Origin of the sequence: Lysinibacillus sp. Ag94 (genome assembly GCF_023242215.1) — a bacterium.
Lineage (GTDB): Bacteria > Bacillota > Bacilli > Bacillales_A > Planococcaceae > Lysinibacillus.
The window spans coordinates 2,874,105-2,897,638 of sequence record NZ_CP096780.1; the positions used below are offsets into that span (position 1 = coordinate 2,874,105).

Annotated in this window: 21 protein-coding genes; 7 read left to right on the forward strand and 14 right to left on the reverse strand. The window is 37.5% G+C overall.

What is annotated here, in order from left to right; all coding sequences use genetic code 11:
- Positions 1 to 485: 485 nt before the first annotated feature.
- Together MY533_RS13275 and MY533_RS13280 are read right to left on the reverse strand one after the other, a co-directional pair.
- Positions 486 to 1,541, reverse strand: a complete 1,056-nt coding sequence (locus MY533_RS13275) for an ankyrin repeat domain-containing protein (protein ID WP_248716347.1) — start codon at positions 1,539 to 1,541, stop codon at positions 486 to 488.
- 112 nt (positions 1,542 to 1,653) lie between these two features.
- Positions 1,654 to 2,439 carry an alpha/beta fold hydrolase gene (locus MY533_RS13280; RefSeq protein ID WP_248719211.1) on the reverse strand — a complete coding sequence of 262 codons (786 nt, stop codon included), beginning with the start codon at positions 2,437 to 2,439 and terminating at the stop codon, positions 1,654 to 1,656.
- Between the two features lie 212 nt (positions 2,440 to 2,651).
- Here MY533_RS13280 and MY533_RS13285 point away from each other — a divergent pair, with 212 nt between their 5' ends.
- Entirely contained in the window at positions 2,652 to 4,745 is a 2,094-nt protein-coding gene (locus MY533_RS13285; protein WP_248716348.1) for a hypothetical protein, read from the forward strand.
- A 120-nt stretch (positions 4,746 to 4,865) separates the two neighbouring features.
- Here MY533_RS13285 and MY533_RS13290 read toward each other — a convergent pair whose 3' ends face one another.
- Both MY533_RS13290 and MY533_RS13295 read right to left on the reverse strand, forming a co-directional pair.
- A complete protein-coding gene (locus MY533_RS13290) occupies positions 4,866 to 6,101 on the reverse strand; it encodes a DNA polymerase IV (RefSeq protein WP_248716349.1) in 1,236 nt (411 codons plus the stop codon).
- 119 nt (positions 6,102 to 6,220) lie between these two features.
- Positions 6,221 to 7,618 carry an aminotransferase-like domain-containing protein gene (locus tag MY533_RS13295; RefSeq protein ID WP_248716350.1) on the reverse strand — a complete coding sequence of 466 codons (1,398 nt, stop codon included), beginning with the start codon at positions 7,616 to 7,618 and terminating at the stop codon, positions 6,221 to 6,223.
- A 133-nt stretch (positions 7,619 to 7,751) separates the two neighbouring features.
- Between MY533_RS13295 and MY533_RS13300 the strand changes: the two genes are divergently transcribed.
- The gene (locus MY533_RS13300; protein ID WP_248716351.1) at positions 7,752 to 8,918 is read left to right on the forward strand and encodes an aminotransferase-like domain-containing protein; all 1,167 of its coding nucleotides are present in this window, start codon (positions 7,752 to 7,754) and stop codon (positions 8,916 to 8,918) included.
- Positions 8,919 to 9,279: 361 nt separating this feature from the next.
- On the opposite strand, the gene MY533_RS22155 is transcribed toward MY533_RS13300, so the two are convergent.
- The 5 genes from MY533_RS22155 to bioD all read right to left on the reverse strand — a co-directional run bounded on the left by MY533_RS22155 (position 9,280) and on the right by bioD (position 13,660).
- Entirely contained in the window at positions 9,280 to 9,402 is a 123-nt protein-coding gene (locus tag MY533_RS22155) for a hypothetical protein (RefSeq protein ID WP_255504965.1), read from the reverse strand.
- Positions 9,403 to 9,913: 511 nt separating this feature from the next.
- On the reverse strand, positions 9,914 to 10,906 hold the full coding sequence (gene bioB, locus MY533_RS13305) for a biotin synthase BioB (protein WP_248716352.1): 993 nt from the start codon (positions 10,904 to 10,906) through the stop codon (positions 9,914 to 9,916).
- A gap of 108 nt (positions 10,907 to 11,014) precedes the next feature.
- Positions 11,015 to 11,605: a biotin transporter BioY gene (locus tag MY533_RS13310; protein WP_248716353.1), complete on the reverse strand. Its 591-nt coding sequence runs from the start codon at positions 11,603 to 11,605 to the stop codon at positions 11,015 to 11,017.
- Positions 11,572 to 12,975 (reverse strand): adenosylmethionine--8-amino-7-oxononanoate transaminase, encoded by a 1,404-nt coding sequence (gene bioA, locus MY533_RS13315; protein WP_248716354.1) that lies wholly within the window; start codon positions 12,973 to 12,975, stop codon positions 11,572 to 11,574. Before bioA ends, MY533_RS13310 begins: the two co-directional genes overlap by 34 nt.
- Positions 12,956 to 13,660 carry a dethiobiotin synthase gene (gene bioD / locus MY533_RS13320; RefSeq protein WP_248716355.1) on the reverse strand — a complete coding sequence of 235 codons (705 nt, stop codon included), beginning with the start codon at positions 13,658 to 13,660 and terminating at the stop codon, positions 12,956 to 12,958. Before bioD ends, bioA begins: the two co-directional genes overlap by 20 nt.
- A gap of 1,126 nt (positions 13,661 to 14,786) precedes the next feature.
- Here bioD and MY533_RS22345 point away from each other — a divergent pair.
- The gene (locus MY533_RS22345; RefSeq protein ID WP_371873253.1) at positions 14,787 to 15,119 is read left to right on the forward strand and encodes a CPBP family glutamic-type intramembrane protease; all 333 of its coding nucleotides are present in this window, start codon (positions 14,787 to 14,789) and stop codon (positions 15,117 to 15,119) included.
- A 208-nt stretch (positions 15,120 to 15,327) separates the two neighbouring features.
- Positions 15,328 to 15,792: a hypothetical protein gene (locus MY533_RS13325; protein ID WP_248716356.1), complete on the forward strand. Its 465-nt coding sequence runs from the start codon at positions 15,328 to 15,330 to the stop codon at positions 15,790 to 15,792.
- Between the two features lie 214 nt (positions 15,793 to 16,006).
- Here the strand turns inward: MY533_RS13325 and MY533_RS13330 are convergent, their stop codons facing one another.
- The 3 genes from MY533_RS13330 to MY533_RS13340 all read right to left on the reverse strand — a co-directional run bounded on the left by MY533_RS13330 (position 16,007) and on the right by MY533_RS13340 (position 18,609).
- Entirely contained in the window at positions 16,007 to 17,044 is a 1,038-nt protein-coding gene (locus MY533_RS13330; RefSeq protein WP_248716357.1) for a beta-carotene 15,15'-monooxygenase, read from the reverse strand.
- A 1-nt stretch (position 17,045) separates the two neighbouring features.
- On the reverse strand, positions 17,046 to 17,528 hold the full coding sequence (locus MY533_RS13335; RefSeq protein WP_248716358.1) for a MarR family winged helix-turn-helix transcriptional regulator: 483 nt from the start codon (positions 17,526 to 17,528) through the stop codon (positions 17,046 to 17,048).
- A 193-nt stretch (positions 17,529 to 17,721) separates the two neighbouring features.
- On the reverse strand, positions 17,722 to 18,609 hold the full coding sequence (locus MY533_RS13340; protein ID WP_248716359.1) for an AraC family transcriptional regulator: 888 nt from the start codon (positions 18,607 to 18,609) through the stop codon (positions 17,722 to 17,724).
- A 110-nt stretch (positions 18,610 to 18,719) separates the two neighbouring features.
- On the opposite strand from MY533_RS13340, the gene MY533_RS13345 reads away from it, so the two are divergent.
- Positions 18,720 to 19,661: a DMT family transporter gene (locus MY533_RS13345; RefSeq protein ID WP_248716360.1), complete on the forward strand. Its 942-nt coding sequence runs from the start codon at positions 18,720 to 18,722 to the stop codon at positions 19,659 to 19,661.
- A 138-nt stretch (positions 19,662 to 19,799) separates the two neighbouring features.
- Positions 19,800 to 20,846: a Cj0069 family protein gene (locus MY533_RS13350; RefSeq protein WP_248716361.1), complete on the forward strand. Its 1,047-nt coding sequence runs from the start codon at positions 19,800 to 19,802 to the stop codon at positions 20,844 to 20,846.
- A 71-nt stretch (positions 20,847 to 20,917) separates the two neighbouring features.
- On the opposite strand, the gene MY533_RS13355 is transcribed toward MY533_RS13350, so the two are convergent.
- Together MY533_RS13355 and MY533_RS13360 are read right to left on the reverse strand one after the other, a co-directional pair.
- Positions 20,918 to 21,550: a LysE family transporter gene (locus tag MY533_RS13355; protein ID WP_142507145.1), complete on the reverse strand. Its 633-nt coding sequence runs from the start codon at positions 21,548 to 21,550 to the stop codon at positions 20,918 to 20,920.
- Positions 21,551 to 21,770: 220 nt separating this feature from the next.
- Complete coding sequence (locus MY533_RS13360; protein WP_248716362.1) at positions 21,771 to 22,511, reverse strand: tetratricopeptide repeat protein; 741 nt, start codon at positions 22,509 to 22,511, stop codon at positions 21,771 to 21,773.
- A gap of 712 nt (positions 22,512 to 23,223) precedes the next feature.
- On the opposite strand from MY533_RS13360, the gene MY533_RS13365 reads away from it, so the two are divergent.
- Positions 23,224 to 23,430, forward strand: coding sequence for a hypothetical protein (locus MY533_RS13365; RefSeq protein ID WP_132356620.1), 207 nt, complete (start codon positions 23,224 to 23,226; stop codon positions 23,428 to 23,430).
- Positions 23,431 to 23,534 lie beyond the last annotated feature (104 nt).

Consider the following 23,534-nt stretch of genomic DNA (forward strand, 5'->3'; position numbering starts at 1 on the left):
TTTGATTTTATTTTGAATTGTTATTTGCATAAGAGAACTACATTATTTCCCACATCATGCATTTCCATTCTTCTATCCTGCCTCTGTTAGTTGAATAACATTTGTAATAATCGCAAAAAAACTCGACCCATACTGAATGGACCGAGTTTTAAATATGGTTTTAGTTTGTTCGAGCCAACTAGTTTCTTTCCGTCGCTTCGACTCTTCCTTCCGTCGCTCTGGCTCTTCTTTCCGTCACTTCGCCTCTACTTTCCGTCACTTCGTTCTTGCTCCTGATGGCAGGGCATGCAGATACCGCCTGTTTTGGCTGCTGTACTCGGCAAAATTGTTGCGTTGCAGTCTTCCGTCTTGCATGGTATGCGTTCCGCCATGTTTGATTAACCCCCTTTATTTCATCCCTCTTCATAGCTGATGTGTACTTAGAAAAAAGGATGTATAGTGCATTAAAATGTTTATTATATACGCTGATTAAGTCGTACATAAGTTTATCGCTTATAGTCGGGCTGTTCCAAAGTAATTGGATTAGGATTGCTGAGTACCCAATGCACTGCCAGTTCGCATAGTCTCACAGGTTCATTTCTACCATTGCCGTTGCGAAGTTCTTTCGCTAATATTTTGGTCTCCTGAAGTGCAGCAGGATGTAATGGCGTACCCAAGCTAAAGTAATGATCTAAACTGGTAAGCATTTTACAAAATTGATTATCCCAGTTGATACTGCCGTTATCTAAAATTTCGTATGATATTTTACCTGTAATACGGATAACCTCACCCTGTACAGTTTTCGCATGTCCTTGTGAAGGAATTAATAAATTCCAAAGTTCATTATGTTGCGCCTGCCATCCCTTTGTTGATACTGCTATTGGAGAGGTGCCATCGTGAGTCTTTCGTTTCCCTACTGGAGGAACATCAAATAGCTCATATAGACGTAAAAGTGCCTCATCTGTTTGATTCAAATATTCTTTATTAAAGCCTTCTCTGTGAAACTCAAAGTCATTGCCAATTCGCTTAATAGAATCTTTCATTTTCTGCGTTTCAGTCGCTCCAGCGTTAAGCAAAATATCGGCAATTTTCGCCATATTGACAATATCTATGTTTCTACACATTGCCAAAGCTTTTTCTAAGGGCGTCTGTTTCATCTTATTTTTTGCGCTGAGATTTGCGCCTTTGGCCATTAATGTGTAAACTGCATTTGGATTAAATGAATCTGCTGCGGCAAATAGAGGTGTCTCATTTTGATAATCAATGGCCTCTATATCTGCACCCAATTCAAGCAGCAAATCAATATTACCGCGCCTACTTATTGCATGTTTATGTAGAGCTGTTCTTCCGTAACTGTCACTAGCATTTATATCAGCACCTTGTTCCACAAGCCAGCGGATCAATTCATTCGGTATATTGAAAAAGCTCAAAGCTGTTGATTTACTGTAACCGCCACGGGCATCTAATTCGCATTGCAAAAATACCTCTTTTAATGCTGATATATCACCTACTTTAATTAGTTCATCAAAATTTTTCGGTAAGGTTTTTTTCTTCTTCCCCATCTGCGCTTCTCTCCCTAGGTCAGATTTTTGAAATTAACACATTACTACATTTTACCACTTATTCATTTGTTGTAGTATTCCATTCTCCATCAATAGCCTGTTTGAGGAAATATTAATCGATGCAATAATTGATAACCTTCCCTTCTGGTAACTTACCATCCTTCATCCACTCTTCTACAAAACGGTTAAAGAACTCAGGATGCGCTAATGAGACACCGTGGCCGATGTTCGATAGCACAACACCTTGACAATTGGGATTGCTATTCACAAGATGGATCGCAGATTTTTTCATGTTGCTTTTCTCTTTCTCACCGACAGTTACCAAGATTTTACATCGAGCTTTTGAAAAATCATGTGGGATGGCAAAAGACATATTTTCTTGCAATATTTTTATTAGGTTATCTACTTTTATCTTTGAACTATCTTCATAATATTGCTCAAAATATTCTTCATCTACATACAATGTTTTAGCTTGAAGCTTGGCGAAGGATTTATTTTTTATTAAGGGAAAAGTTAATTTAATCATTGGTCTAATCCATTTTTTTGCAACTGTGGATGGTGTCACTAAAGCACTGTTGATGATGGCAAAGTCTATTAATTGCGGTTTTAGACTAACCATTTGAATAGCAATTTGAGCTCCTAATGAAAAACCAACTACTATGACACATTTATTTTTTGCTTTTTCTTCTATTAATGATAGAAGGGTTTTAGCACTATCTTCAATTGAAAAATTAGAGTTATTTTTAGCCACGTTATCTATTAATTCTGGTACAACGCAATGATAATCGGAAAAGTATTGGACTTGTTTATCCCACATCCACCCTCCAACACCACCCCCATGAATCAACAGTATAAGCGGCTTATGTATATCTCCGTACTCTTTAAAATGCATGACCACACCTTCTTTCTTCATTCTTGTATTTCTTGGGAAATAATTAGATTATTCTCTCATTTTATCCACTGTATTAATTTTATTATTTATAGTGTCATATTTATAGTTTCTGCTGCATATATAATATTTGAAACACCTTTTACATTTTTTAACATAGCATTGTGGCTCTTGGGATTGAGGAAGAAAGACAAAAAATAATAAACATGGAGGTAATACAGATGGATCAAAACAAAACGAACGAACCAAAAGTAAAAGCCATTACCCCTTCCAGTTTAGGAGAATTTCCCCTCGCACCAATTAGTGGCTTATATGTATGGAGTGAGCAGCAAATCCGTGAGGAACTTCGCATCGATGTCGACGGATTCTACCCACAAATGGTAGCAAGTGGCACTATTAGTTCAAACCAGTCTTCTACTATTCATTGGATTGCTAAGTTAACAGCGAATGGTCCAGATACATGGACAGGCAATATTCGAAATAAATATTTAGACGACAACCAATCATTTCCTTATACAAATGTAAAAATACAAGTAACACGCGGTTCATTACCTGAACAGCATACTGCAGAAGTTGCGTTTCTAATCGGAGGGGAGATAGACAGAACTAGCACTTTCCAGTTTCAATCTCCTTACTTCCACCCTGTGGAATTTGAATTTGATGCTGAAGAAGATACAACGCCAGTTACTACCTATCAAACTCACGCTCATCCAGACAAGCCTGCATCTTTGCCGGATGAAACTTTGTCAATTTCAGAGGTTTTCAAACGCACTGGGTTTGATGTGAAAATATCAGATGGTAATAATATTGTTTCCAAAGACTATGCAGGGACTGATAAAAAGTGGAACACTCAAGAGATGCATGATGCCATGCAAGTATACTGGTCGCACTTTGATAATAAGCCCCAATGGTCCATGTGGACATTCTTTGCAAATTCGGAAGCTGAAGAAGGCCATGGTCTAGGCGGTATTATGTTTGATAGCATAGGTCCTAATCATCGTCAAGGGACTGCCATTTTTAATAATTCATTTATTGCCGATCCACCTAAAGGTGACCCTGCTCCTGAAGCTTTTGTACAGCGCTATCGTTTTTGGTGTGCTTGCCATGAGATGGGACATGCTTTTAATCTGCTGCACTCTTGGCAAAAACACCTAGGTTATCCTTGGGAACCTTTGGAGCGCCCTCTTATCCCAGAACCAAAGGCTCTAAGCTTTATGAATTATCCTTACAATTATGATAGTAAATCTGGTGGCAAAGAGTTCTTTAAAAACTTTGAGTATCGTTTTAGTGATCAAGAACTGTTGTTTATGCGACATGCACCTGAGCGCTTCGTACAAATGGGTAATGCTGACTGGGCTGTAGATCATGGTTTTGAGCAACCAAACATGTCTATTCACCCTTCTTTTAATCTTGAATTGAGGGTTAACCGTAAATCACCAATATTCCAATGGTTAGAACCTACAGTTATTGAAATCAAACTAACGAATACTTCGAATCAACCTCAGTCCATCAATAAACATATATTGTCCGATTTATACGGAATGACTGTACTCGTTAAAAAAGATGGAAAACAAGGACGACGACTACTACCTCATGTTCAATATTTGTGGAACAAAGAGAACAAGGTAATAATGCCTGGTGAATCACTGTACGAAACGATTTTCGCGTCTGTAGGGAAAAATGGCTGGTTAATCGATGACCCAGGATTTTATAACATTCAAGTAGCTATGCAAATAAACGGCCATAACATCGTATCAAATAACTTAAGACTTCGAGTTTTACCACCTACAGGCTACGATCAAGAATTCCTTGCTCAAGACTATTTCTCTGAAGAAGTAGGCCGTGTTCTTGCATTCGATGGCAGTCGTTATCTTGACAAAGGAAACGATATCCTTCGTGAGATAACTGAAAGACTTCCTGACCATGCTGTTGCTCTTCACGCTCATATCGCTCTTGCTAAACCATTGGCGTTCGATTATCAATTCCTTGATTTCACAGGAGACTCAGATACAAAAGGTAAAATCAAACTAATACCTGCCCAACCAGCTGAGGCACGTAAACAGTTTACTTCTGCGTTAACTAAACACAACCAAATTGCTGCTAAGACACTTTCTAATATTGATTATCATGAATATATGGGAACATACAGTGAATTTCTAAGTAACCAAGAAGAAAACAAGGAAGCGGCAGAGGTACAAAATGTCCTTTATCAAACGCTAGCTGAACAGAATGTGCTAGATAGTGTATTACAAAACATCAAAAATCGTCGCGAAGACTATAAACAAAAGGAAAATGAAATTTCTACGAACATATAATATTTCCACTTAAATAAGCTACTTTGATTCTGAATACAAATAGAAAACCGCCATTTCAAAAAAAAGGTTAAAATCGAAATGACGGTTTTCTGTTTGATCCTTAAAGTTTGATCATTTATTCTACTTATGTTCATCCCAAAAGTCTTTACTAAAACTCGTATTTGCTTGATATTTCCCTACTGGTTTGGCAATATCTGAACCCCGCAAAATTGTTCCTTTTCCAAACTTTTGCTCGATTTGATCTACCAGTTTAATGATGGGTTCATCTTTTACATGCTCTTCAAAGTTAAATAACGTTAGCTGTTGTGTCGTTTCTTTAATATCACTAACATTCGATACGGTAACACCTAGTAATCGTACAGGTTCCTCATCCCAATGCTTATTAAATAAATACCAGGCATGCTCAACGATATCCTCTTTTGCATGAATCGCGTTATTGATGGACTTACTTCGTGTACAAGTTTCCCAATCAGCTGAACGGATCATGATACTTACTGTAACGCCAGCAAGCTTCTTGGCCCTTAATCTGTCCGCTACCTTTTCAGAAAGTGTTGCGATTACTTTATATAGTTCATCTCTATCAGTCGTATCATGAGAAAGTGTTGTTGAATTCCCTACACTTTTCGTATCATATATAGCTTCTGGATCAACAGGCCTATCATCTTCACCATTTGCCTTTTGCTTCATTCGTAAACCATTAATACCGAAGTTTTGCTTTAATACATATTCATCAGCTATAGCTAATTGTCCAATTGTTCGAATACCTAAATTCCCCAATTTCTCCGCTGTACTTTTGCCAACCCCATGCATCTCAATGACATTCATCGGCCACAATATTGTTGGAACATCACGCTTTCGAAGTATTGTAATACCCATTGGCTTTTTCATATCACTTGCCATTTTCGCCAAAAATTTATTCGGTGCAATCCCGATAGAACAAGGGAGTTGCAATTCGTTCCAGATTCTATTTTGCATATTTTGTACGTGTTGCAGTACATTTTGGCCATCTACTATTGGAAGTTGCAAATATCCTTCATCGATCGAAACTGGTTGGAGAATGTCGCTATACTCTTTCAACAAATTAAAAAATGATTTGGACGCAGCTCTATACCGTTCGAAATTAGGAGGAAGTATTATTAACTCTGGGCACTTTCGCCGCGCCTCTCCGACATTCATAGTTGTATAAACACCACTCGCTCTTGCTTCGTAACTACACGTAATAATAATACCTCTACGCTCTTTAGGATTACCTGCAATGGCTACGGGTTTCCCTTTTAATGAGGGATCATATATTTGTTCAACAGAGGCATAAAAGCAATTAAGGTCGATATGTAAAATGATTCTTCCTTTATTCATGTTCTATCTCCTCATTTACTTTGGCTTACCTTTTAGACTAGGGTCATGCACATAAATACTATTCATTTACGTCCTTTATACGCTATTGTTTGATACTTCTATTATAAGCTTTCCTTACATTAATCAACAAATGTATAGTCACCATCACTTTCAAGTAATTCCTTCAAAATGATGAGTGCTTGTTCAAGCTGATCTTCAGGTGCAGTGATGGCCAAACGAACTGCATTTACTAGCTTCGCATTTCCTACAGCAAAACGTTCGGCTGCATACACTTGCACACCAGCTTTTGCTGCTAGTAATTCAAACTGAATGCTGGTGAATTTTTCGGGGAGTATAAGCCATCTGAAAATACATTCTTCTTCTCCTAAAATGTTATATTCCCCTAAATATTGATCGACAAGGGCATTTTGCTGCTTGGCATACAATCGGTGCTTCTCTAAAATTGTCTGTGCAACGCCATCATGAATCATCCTTGCTGTAAGCTCCACCATCATGAGAGACACTGAAATATTTATATTATACAGTGTTTCCATTATTTTTTTTCGTAGCGCTGGCGGTGTAACGATATAGGATAGTCGTAAGCCAGGTGAGATGGTTTTTGATACACTAGCAATATAAATAACCTTTTCTGGAGCATAGGACGCTATTGGTGCAAGCGGCTTCTCCTTAAGAAAACTATAAATCGCATCCTCAATGACGATTAAGCCTTTCCACCTCGCAACCTCCGCAATCATTTTTCTTGTCTCCAATGACATTGTATGGGTAGTTGGATTATGAAAATCTGGAATAACATAAAGACCTTTTATATGCTCATTTTTACAAGCGTATAATAACCCCTCCCTTGTCATTTCACCGTTTCTTTGTTGGATTGCCACTAATTGAATACCAAGCATATTTGCAGCTGTTTTTATACCTGCATATGTAATGGGATCTGTACCAATTCGATCTCCTGGCTGAAACAACGCAGCTAACGTGCCAACAATCGCATTTTGTCCCCCCGCTCCAAGCAATACAGGTTGATCTGTTTGAAAATTGACCTTTTCCAAAAGCTTCATTGCCGCTTCCGTTTGCCACGCATTTCCTTCCGGTCGTCCGTACTGAAATAATTTACTAAAATGAGGATCATTCATCATCTTTTTCATATAACGTGTAATATCCTCATTCGCATGATTTTCTGGCAATACAGGGCCCATTTCAATCATCTGAGAAGATTTATTTGTTGGTAATAACATTTTGTTTGTCGCTGCATCAGATGAAACGAATGTACCATTTCCGATTGAAGCATAGATAAGCCCCTTCTGACCACAAAGTTTAAAAGCTCTCGTGATCGTGCTTAAATTAACATCTAAAAAATCAGCTAACTCACGCTGAGGAGGTAGCTTGGTGCCTGGCGATAATTTTCCATCCTTAATATCTTGTTCCAGCTGTTCAGCTATTGCTATATATAATGGAGCCGAACTTTTACTAATGTCCGGTTTCCAACTCATTGGATATTCTTCAAACGAATTAACTGGCATATTCTAAGCTAAGCTCCTTCTCTCTCAATTTTTGCATACAATATTTCATTGTCTTGCATACAATGATAATATTGTATGCATATGATGGCAATGATATAATTTTTAAAAAATCAGAAAAAAGGAATGAAAAATTATGCAATTTTCAGAAAAGATTTTAAATACCCCGTCCTCATTCATCCGAAATATTTTGAAAGTAACTGATTCTGAGGATGTCATTTCTTTTGCAGGGGGGCTTCCAAACCCAATCTCTTTCCCAATTGAAGCATTAAAGGCATCTGCGAACCATGCCATTACGGAAAATGGCAGTCGTCTTTTCCAATACTCTTCTACGCAAGGGTATGCGCCTTTACGTGAGTACATTGCTGCAAAATATCAACGTGTGCACGGACTAGATATCCATGCTGACGATGTATTTATTACAACTGGATCACAGCAGGCTCTTGAATTAATTGGGAAAGTACTTATTAACAAAGGTGATGGTATCGTCATCGAGGAGCCCGGTTACTTAGGTGCCATTCAAGCCTTCACATTAAGTGAGCCAACTTTCTATGGTGTAACACTCGAAAATGATGGATTAAACTTAGAAGAGTTAGAGAATGCACTACAACAGCCAAATGTAAAATTCGTATATACAGTTCCAAATTTCCAAAACCCAACAGGCCTTACGTATTCTAGAGAAAAACGTCAGCAAATTTGCGAAATCATGGCAAAATATAAGGATGTAGCGTTAATTGAGGATGATCCATATGGAGAATTACGCTTCCAAGGTGAGCCACTACCGTACATTGGTGCTGGTAAATTAGAAAATAGTATTTTGCTAGGTTCTTTCTCTAAAACGGTCACACCAGGAATGCGTCTTGGCTTTATCATTACAAAAAATAAAGAATTACTGCAGCATATCGAAACAGCCAAGCAAGCAACTGACCTGCACACAAATATTTTCGCTCAATATGTCATTTATGATTATCTAGCAAACAATGACTATATGGAACACGTTCAGAAAATTATAGCGTTATATAAAAATCAAGCAGATGCTATGCTAAATGCAATGGAAGAGTTTTTCCCAGCACATGTGGACTACACACGACCAGACGGTGGAATGTTCATTTGGGCTACAATGAACAATGGAACTTCATCAGTAGATGTCTTCCATAAAGCGATGGAGCAAAAAGTAGCCTTTGTACCTGGCGATCCTTTCTATACATCAAAAACTGATGTTAATACAATGCGCCTAAACTATACGAATGCAACACCTGAAGTCATCCGAGAAGGTATTAAACGCTTAGGTAGCATTTTATAAAGTCATTTAAAAGTTATTGGAGATGGTGTGAAATTTTCACACCATCTTTGCTTATTTCTCATCATATTAACTTCTTCCCCAACAGATAAATAATTTCATTAAAGTTTACATACTATCATGCAAATTATGTTCAAAGCCATCTATAGTCTTTGACAGAAAATTTTATCACAGAACGTAAAACAACACGATGATGATATTATTGAAACTACATTATTATAAATATCATCATAATCAGCTTGGCCTAATTAGTTCGATGGCTCTTTTATTCGTGAATAGTGTTATAAGAACATCTGTGCAACGTAAGAAGCAACCCGCTTCGTGCGCTATAGCGTCGAAAAGGGTTGCTTACTTTCATGTAAAATTATTTTGTATATGTTAACACTGCATGTTTCTTAAATTTCGCTAAAGCCTTTGTCGCCTCATCTTTGTTTGTATACTCAAAAATCCGAACGTCCTTTTTATCAAAAACTGTAATAACCCACATGCTAAATTCTCCCCTCTAATTCGTTTTTTGTAATATAACAACCACTTAAAACCGTGATACTTTTTTCAAACCGTTTTATAACAATCCCTTACTTAATTCTTATTTTACGCCGATTTTTTCAAAAATAAAGTATTATGTGAAGCCCTTCACAAACTGTTCAATTTCAAAACGCTTTCATTGAACAATTTGTGAAAATCTGATTTTTTAAGGCATAAAAACAGTTCTTTTCGTTTTAGCATCCGTAACTTTTGATCTCTTATATACCAATCAGGTTTTCAGCAAATGTTAGCACTTTTCTTGGTACCTGAGCATTTTCCCGTTGAACCCGAGTACTTTTATCGCCCACCTGAGCATTTCCCCGACGAACCCGAGCACTTTACCCTACCTGAGCATTTCTACGATTTTATCCGTCCAACAAAAAAAGCCGTATGTACGCCTTTTCCACGATGCACATACGACTTTCCAATTCGATGATAATTAAGTAGTAGTAGATTTCATTCCATAAGTTTAGTTAGCAAATTGCTGCTTGTTTTTCCGTTAATTCAATTTCAAAGCCTAAATCCTCAAGCATACGATAATCACTGTTTGCTTCTTGTCCTTCAGTTGTTAAATAATCCCCAACAAAGATACTGTTTGCTGCATATAAGCCTAGTGGCTGAAGTGACCCAAGATTGACTTCACGACCACCTGAAATACGAATTTCCTTTGTTGGATTTATATAACGGAACAACGCTAAAACCTTTAAACAATAGCGTGGATTTAATTCCTTCGTCCCTTCTAGTTTCGTGCCATCAATCGCATTTAAGAAGTTAACCGGAATGGAATCCGCGTCTAATTGATGAAGTGCACGCGCAATATTCACGACATCCTCCTTTGTTTCCTTCATACCGATAATGGCACCTGAGCAAGGTGATATTCCATGCTTTTTCGCAATTTCAACCGTATTAACACGATCTTCATACGTATGAGACGTAGTAATATAGGAGTGATGTCGTTCAGATGTATTTAAGTTATGATTGTAACGATCCACCCCTGCCTCTTTTAATTGCTGTGCCTGTTCTTCTTTTAATAAGCCAAGACAGGCACATACTTTTAAGCCATACTTCTCTTTAATTTCTGTAACAGCTTCACTTACAACATTGACATCCTTTCGGGTTGGCCCACGACCACTTGCCACGATGCAATAAGTGCCAATTTTATTGTCAAATGCTCGTTTTGCCCCTGCCAAAATTTCCTCTTTCGTAATGAATGGATATTTTTCAATCGGTGCAGTTGATTTAGATGACTGTGAACAATAGCCACAATCCTCTGGACAATAACCGCTCTTAGCATTCATAATCATATTTAATTTTACTTTTTTCCCATAGTAGTGCTTACGAATAGCAAAGGCACCGTCCATTACCTTTAAAAGCTCATCATCTTCACTATTTAAAATAGCAAGAGCCTCCTCATTGCTAATGATTTTCCCTGCAATAACTTCCTCTGCTAACTGTAACCAATTCATTTAAACATCTCCCTCTCTACTTGTATAATTGCGTGAAATCTTCCTGAGGCTATATCAGCTCATGTTTGATATTTGCTGAAAATAACTTAACTCTGCATTCCTCTCACATCATAGAGGTGGGAGACTTCTGCTGAAAGAAGTTATTGTCCTTGCTGAATTAAATACTTTGTAAAGTCGCTCGGCCAAAAATGCAGAAGCGATTGCTAAGCAAAAATCTGCAACAATACTGTTTAAAAAGCCAACTATGAAAATATGTGACCAGCTCGTTTTCATATGTAACCAAAAATTCAATGACACATATAAATATGGAACTGCTACTGCATAAATAATAAAAAGCCCGACAATATTTGCACCGATAAAATGTTTTTTCGTTGGCGTATCCACTCTTTCAATCATGAAACCAATTACTAAAGCGGCCAGTGCAAAACCGATAAGGAAGCCAAATGTTGGTTGCAATACATAAGTGATGCCTCCACCTTGCGTAAAAACTGGCAAACCAACTAAACCAACCCCTATGTAGACAAGCTGACTTTGCAATCCATTGCGACTGCCGAGCAAACTGCCTGCTAAAAATACAAAAACTATTTGTAATGTAAAGGGCACTACTGGTAGCGGTATTTTAATAAATGCACCGATTGCGGTTAAAGCGGCAAACATCGCAATCATCACAAGTGACAGTGTTGATTGTCGTTTGAACAACTTACTCCCTCCCGCTCCTTAAAAAATTGCATGATCGTCTCTTTTGTTGTATCAATCATAAAACGCATTTCATCATCCGATATAATGTATGGAGGCATGAAATATAATATATTGCCGAGAGGGCGAATGAGTAAGCCCTTTGCTAACGCACGTTTATATATTTGATAACCGATTCGTTCCTCACTCGGTAGCGGTTCCTTTGTTTCACAATTGGCGACTAATTCTATGGCACCAACTAGTCCTACTTGTCGATATTCCCCAACAAACGGCAACTCCCCAAATGCATTCATAGCTAACTCTCGCATCCGTTCACCCTTGTTTTGTATCATATCGATCACATGATCCTCTTCAAACATTGTCAAAACTTCTAAGGCTACACGACAAGCAAGTGTATTACCGGAATAGCTATGAGAGTGTAAAAACGCTTTCATTGTACCGTAATCATCATAAAATGCGTTGAAGACATTATCAGTCGTTAAAACTGCAGATAGTGGCAAATAACCACCCGTTAAACCTTTTGATAAGCACATAAAATCTGGCGCAATACCCGCTTGCTCACAGGCAAATAATGTCCCTGTTCGTCCAAAGCCAACTGCAATTTCATCTGCAATAAAATGCACATCATATTTTGTACAAAGCTCTCGTAATCGCTTCAAGTATAGTGGAGGATACATTTTCATGCCTGCAGCTGCTTGAATGAGTGGCTCAATAATAATAGCTGTAATGTCTTCATGGTGCTGACTAAGCTCCTCTTCAACAAACTGTATACATTGGGCTTGACAGCTTCCTGGATTCTCTTGAAAAGGACATCGGAAGCAATCCGGTCCTTGTGCACGTACTGTATCCAATAAAAGCGGCTGATACACTTCGTTATACAGCCCTACTCCACCAACAGATAAGGCACCAAGTGTTTCACCGTGATAAGCATCTGTTAAAGCCAAAAAACGCTTTTTCGTCGTTTTTCCCGTCTGCATATGATATTGAAAACTCATTTTTAATGCGACTTCTATTGCAGAAGAGCCGTTATCTGCAAAAAATACTTTATTTAAACCATCTGGCGTTAAAGCGACTAATTTTTCTGCCACCTTAATGGCAGGCTCATGTGAAAAATTCGCAAAGATTGTATGCTCTAATGTAAACGCTTGATCGCTTAATGCTTGACTTATACGCGGATTCGCATGTCCAAATAAATTGACCCACCAGGAAGATACGGCATCTAAATAGCGATTATTATTTTCATCGTAAAGCCATACCCCTTGTCCTTTTTGAATAACAATTGGCGGAAATTGCTCATAGTCCTTCATTTGTGAGCACGGATGCCAAACATGCTGTAAATCTCTCGTCTGCAATTCAGTTAATGCTTGTTTCATATTTGACCAACCTTTCAAGCAAAGAAGTGTGAGAAATAGAATAGTCAACAATCCGTGAAATATCCCCAAGCTTTGGGATCGTCGCATATGGCAAATCATGATGTTGTAGAATTGTATTGACATTATCTTGTTCCATCTGACTACCTGTGTCTCCGTTAAATACAATGCCAAGAACTTCAACATTACGAGCATGTAACGCCTCGAGTGTAAGCAATGTATGGTTAATCGTTCCTAGTGTTGTTCGCGTGACAAGTACGACTGGAAGCTTACTTTGAATGATGACATCAAGAAGCGTATTTTCTCCATATATATCTAACGGGACAAACAGCCCCCCTGCTCCCTCGCAAATCACGACATCGTATGCTTCCTGTAACAACTGCATTTGCCGTAATAAATATGCCACATCTATTTGCTGCCCCTCCAGTTGTGCAGCAAAATGTGGTGATGCAGCTTCCTTAAACGAATAGCCATTTAAATTTTCTTGCTTTAGTTTTTGTAATGAATACTTTTCATACATTGCTGTATCGTAGTAATAGCCATGCCCATTCTCATTTATCTCGCCAGTTTGCACGGGCTTATAAGGTGTGACTTGTAAATCATGCTTTTGTAATTGACGCATCAGTAATGTAGTGATAACCGTTTTACCGACATCTGTATCTGTACCAACCACCCAAAAATGTTGCATCGTTAACCCTCCCCCTCTTTTAAGTTAACTGTTTACATTTTTTAAGTTAACACATTTATTTTTATTTTGTAAATGCTATTTCCATATTTCTTCAAAAACAGCCCTTTTCTTTGCAAAAGATAGAGAATTTTGTGATAACTTATCCGTTTTTTTCATCATAAAAACACTAGATTCTTACCGTATGGCAAAATCTAGTGCTGGTTGACGAAAAAAATATATAGAAAAATATTACAATTTGTGCTTATATGTTATTTGTAAATATATCCTCTTTATAAAAGGAGACTTCAAATGTCCTATCTGGTGCAGTTACTCATTTTCGGCATAACAGGTTCGTTAGTATACTATGGTGTTTATTACGGAACACCGCTATTCATTAAAAAGGGTGTACCATTGATTTATGCTTTTTAGTTCTTTCTATGGTTTCCTGTAATGAGTTTATTTCCTGTATCATTTAGAGGGAAATACTTGGACATGGAAAAATATTTTGGATCATCACCAAAACGTGTGGTTGATTTCCGTTCCGACTGGGCGCTTTGTTGCTGTCGTTTCGCTTTCGCACAGAAAAAACATTTGTAGCTGTCGCTTCGCTTTCGCTACAGAAAACATTTGTTGCTGTCGCTTCGCTTTCGCACAGAAAAAACATTTGTTGCTGTCGCTTCGCTTTCGCACAGAGCAAAGCTTCCTGGGGGCGTTCGATGAGCCGCTTCGCTTCGCTGCAGGGTCTCGGGCCAACAGATGTTTTTTGCGCGAAAGCGTGAGTGCAACGTAGCGACAGCAGCACGATGTTGGTCACGAAGGCGTTATCACAGGATGTGATGCTTTTAGCCTTCGTTCCTCTATTGCTGATCCCCAAGGAGTCGCCCAGTCGGAACGAAGGTCAACTATTTACATAGTAGACGTTTTAACAAAAAAATGATAACCATATTTATTCCGTGTCTCGGGCCAACAGATGTTTTTTGCGCGAAAGCGTGAGTGCAACGTAGCGACAGCAGCACGATGTTGGTCACGAAGGCGTTATCACAGGATGTGATGCTTTTAGCCTTCGTTCCTCTATTGCTGATCCCCAAGGAGTCGCCCAGTCGGAACGAAGGTCAACTATTTACATAGTAGACGTTTTAACAAAAAAATGATAACCATATTTATTCCGTTACACCTTTTTGCTATGCTTAGTGAAGAAATAATGTGGAGAGGTTTTTTCCTTCCTATTCAACAAGAGATTTTCGGAAACTGGGCTTGGGTAGTAAATGGATTACTTTGGGCTTGGGTTATTCATGCTTGTTTGAAGTGGCATTTTATCAATATGCTTCCTAGCATGCTTATTGCTCCATGGATCGCCCAGTTTACTAATTCAACATGGGCCTCTTTTGTAACCCATTCTGTTGGAAACAGTTCACTATGGATTTTGTTAGTAGCGGGAATAATAAAAAAAACTAAACCTCAAAAAATAAACTTTATTTAATTTTATCATTCAACTTTTTAAGTCTTGTTACATAAGTAAATGTAGCAAGATTTATTTTTTTGTAAACGCACTAACTTAAGCTTGTATTTTAGCTGTTTTCTATTAATATCCAGAGATTTTCATTGTTTCATTACTTACATGAATATTACAGGAAATTTAAAGGATTTTACCCTTCATTCGTAGTATTAAACTAAACGGGGGTGACTGTATGTTTGGTATGTTTAAAGAATCAGAAAAGACTATAGACTCTTATGAGCATGTTAGCTATATTTTAAAATCCTTGCTCACATACGAGCTAAAAGACTTACCTATTCGCTATGAGTTTTGGTATCGTGTGGCTATTCGTCAGGAAGAATTGCGAACGTTAAATACCGAGCATCGGGCAAAGATCTCTATGACTACCGCAGCAGGACGATTTCATCAAACACAATACGAAGGAACGAAACAAAAATTAGCAAAGCTTAAACGTCTCGCAGAAATGTATAAATCGTTTTGTATTGAGGAAGAACGAGAAGCATTAAATCATCGACTCCATTTTCATAAAGAAGCGATTTCTGAGCTATATGAGCATGTCCAAAATAAAGAGCTATATGTGTATTGCGATTCTGTACAGCAACAATTTTGGGAAGCGGTGTGTGAAGACATATTAAATGCAATAGCCCATCTAGATTAAGTAGGTGGGTTATTGCTTCTTTTCCATATATCTTTAGCCACCGGAATGTCCCCTATCAGTAAACGCTAAACGATACTCTTCTGGAAATCCCGAAATCAGAAACATTTCCTACTCCAAATAGGCGCTTTCCCGGGCAATCAACGTATATAAATCAACCCGACCTAATGTCTAAATTAAACAGGTGCCAGCTTTGTTTGCTAGCACCCGTTGTTTATTATTTATTATCTTCAATTCCTTGGATAAGCATTTTTCTAAATTCCTGTGCTTGGTCAGCTTTAATGGCTACACTGTTGTAACGTTTTTTCAGGCCAAACATGAAAGTCACTTCCACAGGCTCCTTCATTTTTAAAATAAACTGTGGATATGCCGCTTCAAAATCACGTGCTATAAAATCAATTGTATCCTTGGATAATTTTCTTTCCAATTGTTCCTTATCCTCAATAAGTTCTTCAATCTGCTCAAAGCGAATTTCTGCTCGTTTCATCAATCCTAAAGACAAATATAATGTATCAGATGTTACATGGACAGGGTTTAAACGAATGGCCTGCATATCCGCTATAAAAAATAGAACAGTGTATACATTTAAAATAAGTAATAAAATCGAAAGAACGATTGATTTTTCATGTAGCCACCAATGAATCCCTATTGTTTCAATAACTGTCCCATGGATTAGCATAATGATAAATGCAATATAGCTCGAGTTTTTATGCAAGGTTAAACCAGGTCGCTCTTTTCTCTTCCAACTAGCAAAAGCGTAGTAAAATACTACAAAATCTGCACAAAACATCTGAATAATAGGATGCTTCGGTGCATGTTTTTCAACTGCTTTTGGAAATGAGAACAAATCGGGAATAGTAGTTGATCGTACATCCGCTAGAATCCTTGGCATGTAACGAACAAGCGTTGCAACTAGCAAAATTTCTAATAATAGAAGTGTACCTTCAATCGCAAACCCAGTCCAAGTAACGGCTACAAATGGCTGCAGATGTTCTATTGGGATAATAAAACGGGCTGCAATACAACCAGCTGCTGCTAAAATAACCGCTTGTTTTATAGAAAACTTTCCTTTATACAGCAGAAATAAAACAGGTATAACAAGAACAAAATCAATTAATGAGCCAATAACAACTCCATTTGTTTCAGTTGGTAAAATCGATACACCAAGTCCAGTGTTATAAAGCGTGTAATTGCTGGCAAGTACGAGTAACAAACATGCTAGCCATATATTTTGCTTGTTCTTTAATGCAACCATGTTACATCTCTCCTTTATCATTTATTTCATGGATAATTCCTTCCTTTAATACAATTTGATTGAGCTTCTGCACAATCTCTTTTAATTGCACGACCTCACTTAATTCAAGCTTGGAATAATATCTCGAAATAATAAATCGTTTTACTACTTCTTCTCTGTCAAAATATGTAATGCCTGAAGTATCAAGACTTACAAATATTTCACGTCGATTTTCAGGATTAATGCTCCGACATACATATTGCTGCTCTTCAAGTTTACTAACCAATTGTCCAACAGCACTTGAAGTTATATTCATATAACTCGCAATCTGTCCAATCGTCACTTGACAATTTTTTTTAATAAAATCTAAAAGAATTATTTGTTTAGGGGATAATTCATCACTAATTAAGTTTTGATGTAACTTGATGAAATGGCTATCCATTGAATAAATAGCTTCATTTATTTCCTCCACAAGCATATATATAAGTTCTTTATCCTTTGTCATCACTCAATCCATCCTTTAAGTAAAGTTAATAGTAAAGGTAACTTTATTATTAACTTTACTTTATTTTAAATGGTTATCATTGTCAATAAGTTCAGCTATTAACAGTATGGTCTATTCCGATAATTTTCAAAAATATATCACATCTTTGCTTCTTTTCTACAGATATCCCCTTGCCTCGAACAATTATACGCCGCTATCTTTTATCAAAAAATTGTTTACGATAAACATGTGGGGAGTACCCTGTATATTTCTTAAATTTATCAATATAGTAGCTTACTGTACTAAAGCCTGTTGTTGTAGCAATTGTGGTGATCGATTCCTCACTATCACGTAATAGCTCCATACTTTTGCGCAGACGGTAGTGTAGTAAATATGTGAATGGTGTGATGCCGACCATTTTTTTGAAAAAACGGCTACATTCTGCACGACTTAAAAATACATGTGCGGCTAAATTTTCTAAAGAAATTTTCTCTTGATAATGAGCATGGATATAATCAAGCATATCTTTCGCTCGTTCATGCTGGACAATCATTGCTGGATCAAGTATTTCTTCTGTTAGCATTGATTGTGACAAAATAGTTTCCCAAATGGCTAATAACTCTCTCCATACCTTTAGCTCATAAAATACGGCTTGCTCTTGCAGTAATTTCGCCACTATTTCAACTTTTTGCGCCAACTGATCTGATAGCTTTACATAGGGCAGTCTATTGCTCGTTATATACGGCAGCACATATTTAGTAGTAAAAATACTGCTCTTGTGTCCGCCTAATAGCAATGGGTCCACATTAATACAGAAAATTGTAGCCCGCTCTATTTGAAACGGCTTTGCTTCGTGTAAACCTGATGCATTGACAAATAGTCCCTCTCCCTCCTCAAGTACAAAGACATCTGCTCCTACTCGGTATTCCACACGACCGCTTTTCACATAAACAAATTGAATTTCCTTATGCCAATGTAACGGTAAAAAATCCAGACTATCTAATCGCATAACCGTCTCATATAAGGCAACTGGAAATTCCTTCGTCCCATGTAACGTTAGCTCTTGTAAATCTTTCGCAATTTTGATATGTGTTAACACCATTACTTTGTTCACCTCAATATATTGATATTTTTAAGTCACTAAATCGATATTTCTTCTGTTAAATATTCCTTATAATTTCTTTATATTGATAGTTTAGGAGATGTTTTAAGATGAATCAATCTGCACAAAAAAATCGTACACTTGGTTATATTCTTGTCATTCTAGGGGCAAGTTTTTGGGGTATTGGGGGTACGGTCGCACAAAAGCTTTTTCAGCAGGAAAATATAGAGGTTGGCTGGCTTGTTTCTAGTCGTCTTCTTTTAGCTGGCCTTTTACTTATAACTGCCTATAAAATTACGCATCGTCATGCGTCTATTTTTGTGATGTGGCGAACAAAGCACAATGCTTTTAGACAAATTTTATTTAGTTTACTTGGAATGCTGGCCGTTCAATATACGTATATGATGTCCATAGCTATAGGCAACTCTGCTGTAGCAACATTATTGCAATACTTAGCACCACTCTTTATTATGGCCTATTATTTAATCACGAAGCACAGTCAATTGACAAGGCAGGATGGAATAGCTGTGACGCTAACACTTATTGGTACTTTTTTATTACTAACAAATGGCTCGTTGTCTACACTTTCTGTTCCAACGATGGCCGTATTTTGGGGGATATTATCTGGTCTTTCAGCTGCTTTTTATACGCTATATGCCGTTTCGCTTTTACAGCAGTTTCATTCATTGTTAGTTGTAGGCTGGTCAATGCTTATTGGCGGGATTGTGATGAGTCTTTTCCATCAGCCATGGCAAATTGATCTGTCAAACTGGGCATTTTCTACAATCGCTTACTTTCTGTTTATCGTAATTTTCGGGACAATGTTGGCATTTTGGTTTTATATTGCAAGTTTACATTATTTATCGCCAAAAGAAACTAGTTTACTTGGTAGTCTTGAGCCTCTAACAGCCGTTATTACAAGTGTTTTCTGGCTTAAAATTGCCTTTGGGAGCTTTCAGTTTATTGGGACAATGCTGATTCTCGGCATGATCTTGTATCTTACAGTTTTTCAGAAAAAGAATCGTGCGGAAGCCTTAACCAATTTAGGATAATTTCGAAATCATTAGTCATAAATTCCTATACAAATTTTATAAACTATGAATTCCCACATAAAATTTACATATTATATATATCTTTTTTCCTTTGCTGTCTATTATACTGAAAATATCATCATTCAAGGGGGGATTTTTATGGATAAAAAGGTTATTTTTTTCGAGGTCCGTGGTGGCACAGATAAAGGCCCTGACGGCTACCGACAAGATACAATGCCAATGGTGAATGCACTAAAACAACGTGGACAGGATGCAGAAGTCATTTTCTTTGATGTAACAAAAAAAGAGGAAATTTTTCATTACGTCAAAGAACATGGTATTGCCTATGTATCACGTATTAATCCAGGAAACTTACAGCATGAACAAGAGTACTTCGATATGTTGCGTGAACTTTGTCATGCAGGTGTCATCGGTATGCCACACCCTGATGCAATGATTGGTTATGGTTCTAAAGATGCATTAACAAAACTGGCCTCAACGAATTTAGTGCCTGATGATACATTTGCATATTATACAATTGAAGCATTTAAAGCGCAGTTCCCTACCTCTCTTGCTATTACTGAACGCGTCCTAAAACAAAATCGTGGATCGACAGGAGAAGGTATATGGCGAGTAAAACTTGTTGAACCTCTTGCTGAGGGAATTACAGAAGTACCACTTGATGCGGAGATTAAATGTACAGAAGCACGGGATAATCATGTGGAATATTGGAAACTAAGTGATTTCATGACGTTCTGTGAGCGCTATATTACTGGTCCAAATGGCATGCTCATTGATATGCGCTTTCTTCCTCGTATTACTGAGGGCGAAATCCGCTTATTTATGTTACGAAATAAACCAATTAACGTAGTACATAAAAAACCGGCAAATTCCGCGGACGCATTTAGTGCGACACTGTTCTCGGGTGCGCAATATCGCTATGATGCACCAGAGGATTGGGAAGAGCTTGTCCAAAACTTTTTAACTCAGCTACCACACGTAACTAGTTTACTGGGCAATTATGCTTTACCACTTATATGGACTGCCGATTTCATGCTTGATACAAACGAAGCTGGCGAAGATTGCTATATTTTAGGGGAAATGAATTGTTCATGTGTAGGCTTCACTTCTGAGCTTTCTTTAGCACATCAAGTAGCAGAAGAAATTTTAGTTTGTATCCATGAAAATACCGAGATTTCAGCATAGTGAGACTATCATCTTTTACTGACGGGCAATACGGATAATTGAAAAAGTGCGATCGTATTGGATCGCACTTTTCATATATAACTCTTAATAGCTTGTATAAATTCATAAATAAAATACCCGGCAAAGCCTATTAATAAAACGCCTGCAACCATCGTGAGCGACTTAATGACCTTACGACTCATCGCTTTACGGGTAACTGAAACAATGGTCATCAAGCCAATATCATGCAACAATATGCCACTTAAGACCCCTGCCGCAATCACTAAAAAGTTTGCTGACTGTCCTTGCCCATATGATTTAGCTAGTACAACACCGAAAACATTTACCCAGAATACTAAATTTCCAGGTGAAATTGCAACTAGTAAACCATTGCGATAAGAAGTAAAAAATGATTTTGTCACTTTCTCTCCTGCAAGCGTAATATCATGATCAGCATTTTTTATAGAGTCCAGCCCTAAAAGGAATAAAAAGCCCGCTCCTATAATCCACATAGGAATTTGAATGATAGGCATTGCTAAAATGGAAGCCAATCCCATATACAATGCAAAAACTAATACAAAATCAATTGTCATACCACCAAGACCGACAGCCCAACCATGCATAAAGCCATTTTTTAGTCCTTGCTTTGTCATTTCTACTGTAATAGCCCCAACAGGCATGGCAATCGCAAGTCCTACCAATACATACGCTACATATAGACTCAACTAAACACTTCTTTCATGTAATAAAATAGGTTTCATACGTCCGTTTATACTTGTATTATAGCATAAAAATACACAAAAGGTCATTTTTGCTAATAAATATTCATTTTTTATATGCTGATGCTTTACTAATTTATTTGTATGATATTATTGGGACACCTATTCTTATTTGCTATTTAAGTTTTTTTAGTCTTATCTGAGCTTTTTTCTACTAAAAACATGATTACAACATTTGCTTTTTCCATTGCGCTAGCACGTCATTAGCTTTCGCAATGTCCACCTTCAAACCCACTTGCTTGGCAGAGCAACGCTTTTTAGCCCTGTCCCATGCTTCTTCTAGAGCAGGTAAATAGCTTAAATTTTTTGTACTTGCGACTAGCTGTAAAAAAATATTTCCTTGAATATAATACCAGCGAGGATTCATGCCATCTAACTGAATAGCTTCTTCAATAAGACGTAGTGCCAAATACGGACTGCCTTCATTTCGACTCAAAAACTGTGCGAACGCTCCCCAATATAGAGCTTTATTTGGCTGTAGTTTTATCGCTTCCGCATATTGTACAAGTGCTTTATCATGCTCCTTCGCAAGAGCAAAATATTCAGCCATTGTATAGTAAGCATTCGCTTGTGCCTCGACCGATCCAGCTAATAATTCATCTACTACTTTACCGAATTGCTGTTCATCCTCACTTCCAATATAGGCAGCGAGGACATCACGCTCTGGGTAGGAGCCATCTGCTCGTTCAACACTTTGCTTCACTTTTTCAGCGGAAGGAATAGGCATATTTGCATAACCGTTCGCTTCCAGCAATGCGACATGCTGTTGAATTGTTGGAAATGATTCATGTTCTGTAAACGCATTATTAGCTAACATTGCTTTGGCTAATTGATAGCTCTCTTTCACATGACCATTTAAAAATAATTCATTTATCTGTTGGACTTGCTCATCAAACTGTTTAATCACTATTAAAATCCTCACCTTCACCAAAAGAAAAGTAATATAGGTATTTTACCATCTTTAAATCTAAAACAAACGAAATAGAAAAAATTTTTCTATAATTCTTTTAATTTAATGTTGATTATAAAGGTTAATTTCCGTTTCGACTATGTTCGTTCTCGGGGGCGTCCGATACTCGCGTTGCTCTGCACGGGGTTTCGCCGCTTTGTCATGCATTTTGCCGCTTAGGGATACTTTCCGACGCTTAGTCATACCTTCCACTGTTTGAATCGCGAACATCGCCTATAGAACCACAAACATCGCTGATAGAACCGCAAACATCCCTGATAGAACCACGAACATCGCTGATAGAACCGCAAACATCGCTGATAGAACCACGAACATCGCTGATAGAATCGCGAAAAAGCTTGTTAGGCAGCGAAACTTTATGGTTTAGCGGCGAATTCCAACGCAAGATGTGAAATTTAGGAAAACTTAAATCAGGGTTGAAAAACTTTGTATAAAATTTTACACAATATTAAGGACTTGACACTTGGACATGCTTTTCGACGCTAAGACTTGGATTTCCCACGCTAACTCTTGCCTTTCCGCAGCTAACTCATGCTTTTCCGACTCTTAGTCAATCCCCAGATAAAAAAAGCATTGGATAAAGTTCTGAATTGTGAGATAATTGAAGTGATTTTTTTTGGAAAAACATGTATATTGGAGGGCTTGTGCTATGAATAAACGATTTCATTTTGTATCGCTTATTATTGGAAATTTGTTAACACTAGGAGCTATTTTCATTTACGCTATGCAAAGTCAAGTAGATGTGGCCATCAGCACATATGCCCTTGTGATGGGGTTTTTAAGCACTTTACTACTGATCTTTTTTTATTTATGGGGGGATGAAAAACAACAAATATCGAATCGTTTTTTTAAATAACTCGGGTGGTTTTAGACTACTTGAAGTCCCCTCAGATTTCCCCAAACGCTGCCATTGAACAAAATATGATTTTCCCTTTTCTACATCAGAGTTAAGGGAATTTT